The following is a 12,120-nucleotide window of genomic DNA, read 5'->3' as shown; positions in this document are numbered from 1 at the left end:
TTTATGAGTGTTGAAACTTTCGTTCCCAGCAAACAAGTGATTTCGCTCACTGACAGTGCTATCCGTCACTTCGAAGGTAAGCTCAAGCAGCAACCGAACCAGATTATTCGTCTATCGACCAAGGCAAGTGGCTGCACTGGTTATGCTTATGTTCTTGATTTTGCTGACACAGCAAAAGAGGGGGATGAGGTCATTCTAGTTAGTGATCGTTTGACCGTTGCTGTCGCGGCTGATGCAGTTGATATCGTGCGTAATACTGAAATTGACTATGTCAAAGAAGGTATTAATGGTGTGATTAAATATAACAATCCCAATGTCGTCGATGAATGCGGCTGCGGTGAAAGCTTTAACGTCGGATAAGACCCACAAATATGCAACAAAAAATGGTGGTCACTGAACGTGACTGTAAAGCGCGTTTGGTCCCAGCGGGAAACCCTGTCACTATTCCTGAAGGTGAGTTTGTTAATATTACCCAAGATTTAGGTGGAAATTATACCGTCACATGGCGCGGCAATATGTATCGTATAGATGGCACCGATGCCGATGCGATTGGTCGCAAAGTCACTGAATTACGGTTTACTTCGCCATCTGATGGGCAGATTGATGAACAGCAAGTTTGGCAAGCACTAGAATCTGTGTATGACCCTGAGATCCCAATTAATTTGGTCTCTTTGGGCCTTATTTATAGCGTTAATATTGATCAGGGTAAACGCTTGGTTACGATTGCAATGACACTGACTGCACCCGGTTGTGGCATGGGACCAGTGTTGGTTGGAGATGTTGAGTATCGTGTGAAAATGGTACCATTTGTCGATGACGTGAAGGTTGATTTGGTGTTCGACCCACCGTGGTCACGCGAGATGATGAGTGAAGAAGCCCAGCTTGAAGCGGGCGTGTTTTTTTAACCGCAAGGATAAGTAATGGCATTGCCTACCAGTGAAGAAATTGTCGATGATTTAGCGTTTTTTGATGATTGGGAGCAACGTTACCAATATATCATCGACTTAGGTAAACACTTGTCAGGGTTACCGGAGGATGAACGTACCCCTGATAAGCTGGTTAAAGGCTGCCAAAGCAGCGTGTGGCTAAAAGCTAATCAGTCCAATGGCGTGTTTGAGTTTGAAGTAGACAGTGATGCAGTTATCGTTCAGGGGCTTCTGGCTCTCGTGATGGCGGCCTATAATCATAAGTCTCCTGCGCAAATTCTGGCTTTTGATATTGACGGTTATTTCACAGAATTAGACTTAGAGCGGCATATCACTCCGACACGGGGCAATGGCTTGCGTGCCATTGTTGGTAAAATCCGCGAGATGGCAAGCGCGGCTTAGCGCTCCATCGCTTTATGCCATAAAACGGCACCTATTTCGGCACCATACGCCGGCTCAGATACCTTTTCTTGAATTTCGTCTGTTAACCAAGGCGCCATTTTACAGCTCATACCGCCGGTGATTGCAATCTTGCCACTACTATACTGAATTGCATGTTCAGCTATTTGGGAGAGGTAGCTTGCACCTTCACGAACTATTGCCAAGGCAATTTCAGACCCCTCTTCAGCTAGAGCTACGACAGTAGGCGCTAGCTTGGCAAACGTAGCAGGCGAGGCTTGGCAAAATTGCTCAACAAGGCCCGGAGCCTCACGCGCGCCGACTTGCTCGCTGAGAGTGGAAAAAAATAATGGATCGTTTTGCGTTGCAGCATCATCAATAGCCAACAATACGCGCTGGATCGCTTGCTGGCCTAACCACGCACCACTACCTTTATCACCAATTAAAAAACCGTGACCACCCCATTGCTTGATCTGACCTGTGTTAAGTGCGGCCGAGCATGAGCCCGTGCCGACTATCAAAACGCTACCATTTTGTCCCGCATGGGCCCCATACAAGGAAACCTCAAGGTCACTCGTGGCATGAAAAGAAGGGAACTGGGTTGCCCATAATGCCAGTTTCTTTTGTGCACTTTGTACATTAAATCCAGCAAAACCCGCCACTATCGGTGGTAACTGTGAACTAAATGCATGAGGCATACTGGCATCAATTAATGCGGCTTTGATGGCTGACTCAATTGATAGGCTGGCATTATCAAAATCGCGAGCTATATTCGCGGAACCAGCAACACCTTTACCGAGCACGTGCAAGTCTTGATTAATTACCCAGGCGCTACATTTAGTGCCACCGCCGTCAATTCCGATCGTAATTTTGGGGTTAGTTGACAAGGTATTCCTTTTATCCAAATCGTCATTCAGTATACGGAAAAGCAGATAAGCTATTTAACACGTAAAAACTGGCTGTAAGAATGATACTAGGGATTATTATCCTTAATATTACGGTAGTGTACAGTAAAGAAATACAAGATTTTAGGCGACTATCTCTGCAAAATTGTGTGCGCTTAGTGGGGCAACGTTAAATCTAAGACTTTCAGTTTTATCAGGTAGGAGAAAGAGCAATAATTTGATTGCGTCCCCCCTCCTTTGCTTTGTAAAGGTTGTTGTCTGCGTGCTTCAACATGGCCTCTGCCGGCATAGAGGGTGCAGTACATAATCCGATACTGACCGTAACAGTAATAATATTTCCTTCCCACCCAATAGGATTGGCTTCAATATATTTGCGAAAATTTTCTAGCTGAGACGTAAATTCCAGCTTATTTTCCGGGGCACATATCACTGCAAATTCTTCGCCCCCCAGTCTTGCGACTAATTCAGTGGAAAAATATTCGGTCAGTGTTTTTGCAAACACTCGCAATACCTGATCTCCGCAATCATGGCCATGGGTATCATTGATACGCTTAAAATGGTCAATATCTATCATCGCACAGGAAAACTCGCTGCCCGCAGTGACCCACGTCTCATCAATCTTTTCAACCTCACCAAAGAAATAACGGCGATTAAACAAACCGGTTAGCCCATCTTTGTTCGCTAGCTCAAAGATATAGTCAATATTGTCGAGAGCATCCATATTCATATTGATGCGGCAAATCAGCTCTTCTAGCGTGTAGGGTTTGCTTAAAAAGTCGTTGGCGCCATTTTTGATAAACATTGCGCCTATGTCTGCGCGCCCTGTTGAGGACACACCAATAATTGCGAGTTTGTTCTTATTAATTAATTTCCGCGTTTCTATAACCAGTTGGATACCATCCATGCGTGGCATTTCATAATCGGCGATCATCAGTCTTGTGTCGGTTTCTTGTTTTAAAACGTCGATAGCCTCAACACCGTCTTTTGCGGTGTACACGTTAAAATTCAATAGGGTTAGATAGTTACTTAAGATAGATAAACCGGTTTGTGAGTCATCAACCACTAACGCTTTCATTGAGCGATTCTTGTAGAGTCTGCCTATCAAGTTCACCGTGTAATTAATTGCATTGGGAGTATCTTTGGCTACATAGTCAACAAGCTTGCCTTTGAACTCATCTTGAAAATGCGATTTTTCGGTTAATCCCGTTAAAGCAATAGATCTAACGTTGGCTTTTGCGACTAGTTTCAATACCTCTCCATTCGGGGCATCAGGCAATACTAAGTCACACAAAGCGACCAGATAATTCGAGCGATGCTGGGTGAGCAACTGTTTTGCTTCTGCGTGGCTCCGTGCGTGGTGGATCTCTACATCATACTGCTCAGTAATTTTAAACTGTACGATTTCGGCGAGGATATCGTTGTCTTCAATTAGCAATATTGGGTTGGGGATAGACATGCGGTCCATCTTCGCACGCGAGTTGCGCGCTGTTCCATGTCTAATGACCATTCAACCTCTCAATTCGTCAAAGTCTATTCTCCTATAGTTAAGCAGCGAAGTTGTAAAGTCGCAAGGCGAACTGAAATGAAACATTTATTAGCCGAAAGTGCAGTTTTGAAAAATGGTCCTTACTTTTATGAGTCATTCAAAACATCAAGGCTTGCGTAGCAACTTGGCGCCTAAAGCTGCCGATAACTTCCTTTTTATCCGGCAAATAAATAGCTGGATAGGAGGAATAAAAGGCGCTTACCTCAGCTTGATTTTCCGCAAATGGAGGGCCTTGCATCATTGATTACGGTACTAATTTAACCATGGTTAATGTGAAGACAAGTGCACTCATAATGATCCAGCCAGGATGAAGTTTGAATCTAATGATTGCCACAATGGCGATCAGGGCGAATACAGCATCAGTCCAATGCAGTAATGCATCTTTGAGTAGCGGATTCAATAGGATCGCACCAAGGATACCCACAACGACCACATTAACCCCTGCAAGAGCTCCCTGCAGGACAGGCTTTGTCTGTAATACTTGCCATAAGGGTAAGGCTGCGAATAGGAGCAACATACCCGGCAGGAATATAGCGACGGTCGCGAGAGCGGCAAATACTATTGGCGTTGAGCTATCAACACTTGCACCAATAAAAGCGCTCAGGGTAAATAGCGGGCCTGGGATCGCCTGCGCCGCACCGTAACCGGCGACAAACTGGTCGCTGTTTAGCCAGTCGGTGGTGACAAACTCAGCATAAAGCAGTGGCAAAACCACATGGCCGCCACCAAAGACCAGCGCTCCACTGCGATACAAACGCTCACACAGGTCGAGAAGTGAATGTTCTGCTGGAGTAATAAACGTCACGGCAAGTAAAACAGAGAAGGCAGTCAGGCAGAATTTGCTCGACCAGTTTAGGGTAAATTTGCTCACCGTTACTGGTGTTTGTTTTGGGGTGAGCAACAGCCACCCCGCAACGGCGCCCAGCACAATCAGAGCAAACTGTGTGAATACTCCCGAAAAAAACATCAATACAGCAGCACAAGCAAGTGCCCACAGTTTACGGTAATGTGTATGACACAATGACTGTTGCATACCCCAAAGTGCGTGCGCAACAATGACTACGGCAACAAGTTTTAACGCGTGCACGGCAGGTATTATCAGACTTGACTCCAAACTGACCAGCGACAAAGCAAATCCGGTCATAAGTGCTGCGGAGGGGAGAGTAAAACCAACCCAAGCCATGAACGCTCCCGCATAACCAGCACGAACATATCCTATCGCCGCCCCAACTTGACTGCTAGCGGGACCGGGAATGAACTGACATAACGCAAGGGTATTGGCAAATTCGCTTTCAGTTAACCACTGGCGCCGAGTAACGAAGGCTTCACGAAAATAGCCTAGATGAGCCACAGGGCCACCGAAACTGGTGCAGCCTAATTTTAAGAAAATCCAAAAGACGTCCAATACGCGCATAAAATTTCAGTCGTGTTAATGATGATAAAAGATTAATACAAACAATGCTCCACGGTAATGCTAAGAGTACATACCGAACCGCAAAACTTAAAATTTAAGAACAGCAAACAAAAGCTACATTTAAATCACTCAACGTCGTTAATACCTTGCCCCATAATGGCAGCCATTTTTTAAGCGCTACGCACTCAAAGCGTGGTGAATAATCCGTGACAATAGAATCAAAAAGGTCGCATCAAAATGATTGTATTTAAGTTTGGGAATACTTATAGTAGTTCTTAAATTACCGTTAAGAGTAAATTATGGACCTAGATACATTACCGCATGCGCAACGTGAGAGACTCGCGTTTATCGACTTTTCATTGCAATATTTTGGTCAGGTTGCTCGAACTGACTTAATTCAACGTTTTCAGACGGGTTTAGCGGCAAGTACGCGTGATTTCTCTCTGTATCGCTCATTGGCACCAGATAACTTACAGTTAGTTCATCAGGACAAACGTTATCATCGCACAACAACATTTAGCGCGGTATTTAATCATGACCCAGAGGTAATCCTACAAAACTTAAGCCGCGGTTTCGGCGATGGCATTTCCTCTCCTGTGCAACCTTCAGCCCAGTGCTTTGATGCCGTGCGTTTGGTTCATCCCAATGCGCTGATTATTGCTGCTTTAATGCGGGCCATCCATCAACAAAAAGCGATTGCCTGTGAGTATGTATCAGCCAGTTCTGGAGAACATGAGCGCGAGTTAGTGCCGCATGCTTTGGTTAATAATGGTCACCGCTGGCATGTGCGCTCGTTTGATGTTTCTCACCAGGCATTTCGCGACTACGTATGTACCCGATTTACCCGAATTAACCTGTTAGATCGTGAATTATTGCCAACGGAGGAAGCCAAGGCTGATAGGCAATTTAATAGTACGGTTAAATTAGAGCTAATTCCTCATCCGAGTTTGCAATTTCCACATGCAGTAGAGCTGGATTTTGACATGCAGGACGGCCGTTATGAACTACATGTAAAGGCTGCTTTGGCGGCCTACGTGTTGCGCCATTGGCAGGTTGATTGTTCATCAGGATATCGCTTTACAGGCCAGGGGTGTCAGTTGGCACTAGCTAACCTTGAGGTGCTTAAAAATATTGAAAATCCGACACTTGCGCCGGGTTACACTATGACCCGATAAATTAATCGCAAAAGCAGGTTGCATCCGACTTTGCGCTCAGTATAGTTGAGCCTTCGCGCAACGCGTATTGATAATAATTACAGGACAGTTATGCCCGGTTTACATCGCATTATTCTGATCGATACACATTTACCTGGTGTGGTCGAACTCAAACTCAGTGGACACACCAATATTTGCGGCACCAATGCCTCAGGGAAAACCACTTTACAACGCTTGATCCCGGTATTTTATGGTGAATATCCCAGCCGTGTAGTTCCTGCTACGCGGGACAGTTTTGAGCGTTGGTATTTACCGCGTGAATCCAGTTATATCATCTACGAATACATTAACCACGACGAAAGTTTGTGCCAAGCGGTGCTTACCTCAAATGGTACTGGTGTCACTTATCGCTTAATCGGTAAGCCTTTTGAGTTAGATGATTATGTGTTTCAGAACAAGGCGGGTGAGCACGTGCCGACTAGTCCGCAAGACGTTGTTCGAAGTTTAAAACGCAATAACGTCATGGTTACCAACCAGCTCAATACCAAGGATTTTCGTGCGGTTGTGCAAAATGATCTGACGACCATGCAAGTGTCGAGCAGTGCACGCGAGTTGATTGGCTATGCGCGCATCTTCAGCTTGTGCACAAGCAAGCAGCATATTCGACATATCGAAAAGCTTGCCAAAGCCGTGCATTCCAAGGAAGGTAAGATGGAGACCATCAAGGCGATGATCGCCGCTATCCTTGAAGAAGATGGAGTGCAACCCCCCACCTCAAACCTGAGCCGAAAACATGTTGACGACTGGTTGCGCGAGTGCCAGTTGATCCAAGAGTTTGATGTTATCCGGCCTGAATTCAGTCAGTTAGAATCGGCGGACGTGCAACTCACCGATGCAGAGCAACGTTTGGCGGAGCTTACCGCAGCGTTTACCCACGACCAATCATTTTTAGCAGCCACGCAAGTGGAACAAAGCGCTCTGGTTGATGAAACTAGTCATGCTATTAAGCAATTAGAATCAGACTGGCAGCAATCGCGTGAGGCACTAAATCAAACTCTTTCAGCCGCAAAGGGTGACATTGCTAAATATGAGCAAGAGCTGGACAATGTTGAGGACGAATATCAGCGTTGGCAGGATCAAGATATTGACCAGTTGCAAAGCAATGTGAAGAAGTTGTCGCAATGGCAAGAGGATTTACAAACGGCGCAATCCCGATATCAATTAATGACCGACAAACACCAGGATATCCAAGCAACGTTTGATAAGCGGATCGCAGAGTTAACTGAAAAATTAAACCGTCAGTTAGATTCACTAAATACACAACAGCGTGACCTTTTAGCCAGTCAAGCCCAGAAGCAGCGTGAAGGTCAGCAACAACGCGACGCTATTAAAGATGATTTTATTCAACAAAAAGACCAACTAAAAGAAGCACATCAAGAACAACGTGCGGCCATGGTTGAGCAGCGTGCAAACCTAAATGCAAGATTACAAAATGTGGGGTTCTCTGAATTTGAACAAAGCCAGTTGGATCTACTTGATGCTGCCATTGATGAAGCCGTTAGCGCTGAAGATATTGCGCGTGATAATTTACGTAAACAACAAAAGTTACTAACCACGGAGCAACAACAACGTAATGCTGCCAATGAACGCTTACAAAAAATCAGTCGTGAGGTAATGTCCAGCCAAGTGCGCTTGGATAAAGCCGAGGCATTGCTGCACCCTAAAGATAATACGCTACTTGCGTTTTTGCGAGAAAACGCGGCAGATTGGGAGCAGACGTTAGGCAAAGTGCTGGCACCGGAATTACTCGAACGTAAAGACTTAAAGCCAGCAGTGGCGAAAAAAGCGACGCAGTCACTGTTTGGATTAACTCTTGATTTAAGTCACTTGGAGTTGCCTGAATATGCGCAGACAGAGCAACACTTAAAGCAGCAGCTGAGTGACATTCAAGCTGAACTAGAGCGTAAAGTCGAAGCGCAAAGTGAAGCTGAGCAAACATTGACTCAAGCCAGTGACCGAGTGCGTCAAGCAGAACTGGGCCTGAGTAAAGCCGAGAGCCAGTTAAAAAGTGCTGAAGCTAATCGCAAGCGTAGCCAACAAGACCGGCATTCGTTACATCGAGAATATCAAGCTGCGTTGGCTGAACGTAAACAAGCCAGTAAGCAGCAATTACAACAATTGGACACCCAGCAAGCCAAGTTAAAGTCGCAGTTTAACCAAGCACTAACTGAGATCGATGATCAACAGCGCGAAGCGTTATCCGAATGCGACTTCCATTGGCAGCAAGTAGTAGACGATATTATTGCTGAAGAACAAGCGGTGGCGGCGCAACTCGCCGAGGCTAAAGCTAATGCTAAGAAAGATCGTCAATCGACAGAAAAGTGGTTAGCTGATGAGCTGGCCAATCGCGGGGTCGATATCGATGAAATTGGTTCACTAAAGAAACATATTGAACAGCTGAAGCAAGATATTGATTATACCGAACGTCATCGCCATTTAGTGGTGGATTATCAGCGCTGGTATAAGCACGTTTTCAGCGAACAAAAAGTGACGTGGCAAAAATTATTAGCCGCAGCGAAGAAAACGTCCAGTCAAGCCGAGCGAGAGCTAAATGAGCGCGTACAGCAAGTGAAGTCGCAACGTGAGCAATTAAACGAAGCGCAAACTCTTGCAGAGCAGCAATTGCGCCAGGCGAATGAAGCCATCGGCAGCGTTGAGCAGTTACTAAAGTCACTGCAGAAACTCAAATTGAAAAGTACGCAAGCGGCTGCGCCGGACACCGGCAGTGATTTGACCGCGATTGTACAAAGGGTGACTGAAACCAATGAATTGCTGCAGCTACGCGAACGTCTGTTAGGCGACATCCGTACTTACGTGGAACGTTTTGACCAGCTTATCGCTGCGCAAGCAGGCACTGGGCTGTCTGATACGTGGGAGCGTTCACGTCAAGAATGTACGCAAATTGATAAAGAGGGCGGCCGGCATATCGAGCATCGTCGCTTAGTCAGTCACCTTGCGCGCCTACTGAATGAAATTGTGCCGCAAAAATTACAGGGGCTGCGTGAACAGGGGCGCATATTCGGTGCAGATCTAACCCAGTACTATCATGTCTTAGATGATATTGATAAACGCATTGCCAGCCAAAGCCGTCGCATCAGCAAAGAAGTGGATGAAGAGTTGTATTTAGATGGCGTGTCTGATTCTGCAGTTAAGATCCGCTCTAAAATCAGCGAATTAGAGTTTTGGCCGGAATTGGAAGCCTTCCAGAAGCAATATCAACAATGGATGGAATCCGGTGCTACAGAGTTACCAGACGAAGAATACGGTCACTCTATGCGTCGGGTTCTGGATATCCTCGGGCGAGCTGCGCTCAGTGGCGGGATCAGTAAGCTGTTAGATATTGAGCTGCACTTGCGTGAAGGTAACTCTAATTTGGTTATTCGTACCGATCGTCAGCTGAATGAAAGTTCGAGCCACGGCATGGCCTATTTGATCTTGTGCAAATTCTTACTCGCGTTTACCCGCTTGCTCCGTGATGACGCGGATGTAACCATTCACTGGCCCATTGATGAGCTCGGTACCTTGCATCAAAGTAATGTGAAGAAAATATTCGATGCCTGTCAGAACAATGCTATTTCGGTAGTTGGGGCCTTCCCTAATCCAGAGTCAGATGTGTTGAAACTGTTTGAGAATCGGTACCTTATAGATAAAGCAACGCGCCGACTGCAAGTAGTACAACCGAAAGTCAGTCAATTGAGTGAACGCTTAAAAGCCCGTATGGCAGAGGAGGCAAGCGCATGATCAATGAACAAGGCCGTGTGCTGACTCATTTATTGGAAGGACAGTTTATTTGTCAGGTAAGCGATGAAGAAGCGTGGCGCTATTTAAAACAAAGCGCCAATCGCGATGCGATTGAGCCACATCTCAATTTGTTAAATCGCACACTTGCGACCACGGTTGAGGGCGATGTGTTTTACGCTGCGTATCAATCATTGGGCGAAAGTGAGCGCAAATTCGTGGGTACTCAGTTTCAAGAAGTAGCAGGGAGTTTGCGCCCCTTGGTGGATTGGCTTTTACTTGTGCAGCAAGCCAATGGCAGTGATGTTCCTGTTACCATGGGCACACCGATACGATTAGCTGAATTACAAACCATTATCGAAGATACGCCAGCCTTCGCAGAGCAACTGGAGAAACTCTCGCGCTATCGATTGTTTAACTCAACAAGCACGCAAACCGATGGTCAATTAAAACAAGTCTTTAAGCGCTTGACCGATCTTGGCTATTTACTCAAGCCAAACCCAGAGAAACAAATCTATCTTGCTACCGGTAAATTGGATTACTTGTATGAGGTACTGCGCTTCATCGATGAAACCGAGTCGCTCTCGTTAGCCGAGCAGGCCCAGTCTGCTAGCCAACAGGGTAGCCTGCTGTGAATCAGAATTTATTTCAAGCCGGGGTTAAGCTTCTTAACGCATTGAGTCGGCACAGTGATGTCATTATGCGAGCCTATTTAGCTGGCAGTGTTAGTGAACGTGACGTTAATCCTAAGGTGTTAGAAGCCTTGATCCAACAGGGCGTGCTATGGCGCCCCGAGCCTGATGCTGAATTGCGGTTAAAAAGTTCTGTGCGCAACCTATTGGAAGGCAGCTTGCAGGACGAACGTAATCGTCAAATTGATACCAATATGGCGAGTGCGTTAGCGGCGATTAAGACCCTAGCCCAGCACTACAAAGAAGCGCTACATTATGGTCGTTTCGTAGAGTCACAAGGGCATTTGAGTGATCTGCGCGAGCATGTTTATGGCTTAACGGAGTCACTGGCGAATCATGTTCGTGTGCTGTTTAGCCGGATCAACAACGAGTTTGGTTATGTGGCATCGGTTGATGCCAAGATCCGCGAAAATGAATTAGCTCAGTCGCAGGTTAGTGATTTGTTAAATCAGCTGGAATTATTGCGCTTTGATGAGTTGGGACAATTAGCTGGCAATAACCGAGATCTTCGGCATTTATTGGTCGTTGCGTTACAGCAAAGTTTTACCCGAGTCACCAAAGAACTGGCTGCCGCTCAAGCCAGATTAATCGAGCTGCTCGGTCGCTTTCGGGAATTCAGAGGCAAAACACGCCTACTTAAAGGTTTTGTTTTGCACTGTGAACAACACCCGGATTTTGCCCCGCGGGACTATACATCGCAAAGCCAAGTACCGATGTTATTTAATCAAGCGAAACCTATTCTGGCGCCGGCCAGCGTGGATGTGAATAATGTGGAACAGGAGCTAGAGCTACAGCAGCTTGTGAGTCAAATTCGGCAGGTCAATCGGGTACGCAGTCAAACCCAGCGCAACAAGGCATCTGTACGTATTGATATTGAACAGATTGCGGCGATTGAAATGGATGATTCGCAGCTGAGAGAAGCCGTAGAAGCTTATTTCTGTTACGTGATTGACAGTGGTGAGCCAATCACTGCACTGCAGTATATGCAATGGCAGTCATTGGACTTTGATCCCGAAGCTTGGTTGTATCAGGTTATAGGCGGCTACCAGTCACTGGATGATGAGGAACAACATTATTTTGCCATTGAAGCGACTGGTGAAGTACACCCACAATACTCGGGTAACTATTTGATCCATGATGTTTATCTGGGGCTGAGATAGTTAGATCGCTCCATCGCCCAACAGTGCAAGACAGCTGCAGCAGATTGACTTAATGAAGGTACATGTGGGTCTGCTTACCTCGTAGTTGATTGACGATGCTAGGCTGCATGCCAACCCAAATTTTAT

10 protein-coding genes are annotated in these 12,120 nt (G+C 46.0%); 7 read left to right on the top strand and 3 right to left on the bottom strand.

Annotation, left to right across the window (positions count from 1 at the left end; genetic code table 11):
• Nucleotides 1-3 precede the first annotated feature (3 nt).
• From CSH92_RS02435 to CSH92_RS02425, 3 genes are read left to right on the top strand one after another with little or no spacing between them, the layout of a single operon-like run.
• A complete protein-coding gene (locus CSH92_RS02435; RefSeq protein ID WP_100656005.1) occupies nt 4-360 on the top strand; it encodes a HesB/IscA family protein in 357 nt (118 codons plus the stop codon).
• Nucleotides 361-371: 11 nt separating this feature from the next.
• Nucleotides 372-905 (top strand): putative Fe-S cluster assembly protein SufT, encoded by a 534-nt coding sequence (gene sufT, locus CSH92_RS02430; protein ID WP_100656004.1) that lies wholly within the window; start codon nt 372-374, stop codon nt 903-905.
• 15 nt (nt 906-920) lie between these two features.
• The gene (locus CSH92_RS02425; RefSeq protein WP_100656003.1) at nt 921-1,328 is read left to right on the top strand and encodes a SufE family protein; all 408 of its coding nucleotides are present in this window, start codon (nt 921-923) and stop codon (nt 1,326-1,328) included.
• Here CSH92_RS02425 and CSH92_RS02420 read toward each other — a convergent pair.
• The 3 genes from CSH92_RS02420 to chrA form a co-directional block, all read right to left on the bottom strand.
• On the bottom strand, nt 1,325-2,212 hold the full coding sequence (locus CSH92_RS02420) for a glucosamine kinase nucleotide-binding domain-containing protein (RefSeq protein ID WP_164084637.1): 888 nt from the start codon (nt 2,210-2,212) through the stop codon (nt 1,325-1,327). The two genes, CSH92_RS02425 and CSH92_RS02420, sit on opposite strands and share 4 nt — an antisense overlap.
• A 211-nt stretch (nt 2,213-2,423) precedes the next feature.
• Complete coding sequence (locus tag CSH92_RS02415) at nt 2,424-3,737, bottom strand: GGDEF domain-containing response regulator (RefSeq protein ID WP_100656001.1); 1,314 nt, start codon at nt 3,735-3,737, stop codon at nt 2,424-2,426.
• 283 nt (nt 3,738-4,020) lie between these two features.
• Nucleotides 4,021-5,190: a chromate efflux transporter gene (chrA, locus tag CSH92_RS02410; protein WP_100656000.1), complete on the bottom strand. Its 1,170-nt coding sequence runs from the start codon at nt 5,188-5,190 to the stop codon at nt 4,021-4,023.
• Nucleotides 5,191-5,489: 299 nt separating this feature from the next.
• Here chrA and CSH92_RS02405 point away from each other — a divergent pair, with 299 nt between their 5' ends.
• From CSH92_RS02405 to CSH92_RS02390, 4 genes are all read left to right on the top strand, one after another.
• Nucleotides 5,490-6,365, top strand: coding sequence for a WYL domain-containing protein (locus tag CSH92_RS02405; protein WP_100655998.1), 876 nt, complete (start codon nt 5,490-5,492; stop codon nt 6,363-6,365).
• A 90-nt stretch (nt 6,366-6,455) separates the two neighbouring features.
• On the top strand, nt 6,456-10,145 hold the full coding sequence (locus CSH92_RS02400) for an ATP-binding protein (protein ID WP_100655997.1): 3,690 nt from the start codon (nt 6,456-6,458) through the stop codon (nt 10,143-10,145).
• The gene (locus tag CSH92_RS02395) at nt 10,142-10,777 is read left to right on the top strand and encodes a hypothetical protein (protein ID WP_100655996.1); all 636 of its coding nucleotides are present in this window, start codon (nt 10,142-10,144) and stop codon (nt 10,775-10,777) included. The genes CSH92_RS02400 and CSH92_RS02395 overlap by 4 nt, the downstream gene beginning before the upstream one ends.
• Nucleotides 10,774-11,994 carry a phosphoenolpyruvate carboxylase gene (locus tag CSH92_RS02390; RefSeq protein ID WP_100655995.1) on the top strand — a complete coding sequence of 407 codons (1,221 nt, stop codon included), beginning with the start codon at nt 10,774-10,776 and terminating at the stop codon, nt 11,992-11,994. The genes CSH92_RS02395 and CSH92_RS02390 overlap by 4 nt, the downstream gene beginning before the upstream one ends.
• The last annotated feature ends 126 nt before the right edge of the window (nt 11,995-12,120 follow it).

Source organism: Neoalteromonas flava (genome assembly GCF_002807685.1).
Lineage (GTDB): Bacteria > Pseudomonadota > Gammaproteobacteria > Enterobacterales > Alteromonadaceae > Alteromonas_E > Alteromonas_E flava.
The sequence above is the reverse complement of the archived record's forward strand: the minus strand, read 5'-3'. Positions and strand labels throughout refer to the sequence as shown.

Excerpts from the sequence above, each read along its gene's own strand:
- CSH92_RS02435 (WP_100656005.1), top strand. The coding sequence starts at position 4 with ATGAGTGTTGAAACTTTCGTTCCCAGCAAACAAGTGATTTCGCTCACT.
- sufT (WP_100656004.1), top strand. The coding sequence starts at position 372 with ATGCAACAAAAAATGGTGGTCACTGAACGTGACTGTAAAGCGCGTTTG.
- CSH92_RS02425 (WP_100656003.1), top strand. The coding sequence starts at position 921 with ATGGCATTGCCTACCAGTGAAGAAATTGTCGATGATTTAGCGTTTTTT.
- CSH92_RS02415 (WP_100656001.1), bottom strand. The coding sequence starts at position 3,737 with ATGGTCATTAGACATGGAACAGCGCGCAACTCGCGTGCGAAGATGGAC.
- chrA (WP_100656000.1), bottom strand. The coding sequence starts at position 5,190 with ATGCGCGTATTGGACGTCTTTTGGATTTTCTTAAAATTAGGCTGCACC.
- CSH92_RS02405 (WP_100655998.1), top strand. The coding sequence starts at position 5,490 with ATGGACCTAGATACATTACCGCATGCGCAACGTGAGAGACTCGCGTTT.
- CSH92_RS02400 (WP_100655997.1), top strand. The coding sequence starts at position 6,456 with ATGCCCGGTTTACATCGCATTATTCTGATCGATACACATTTACCTGGT.
- CSH92_RS02395 (WP_100655996.1), top strand. The coding sequence starts at position 10,142 with ATGATCAATGAACAAGGCCGTGTGCTGACTCATTTATTGGAAGGACAG.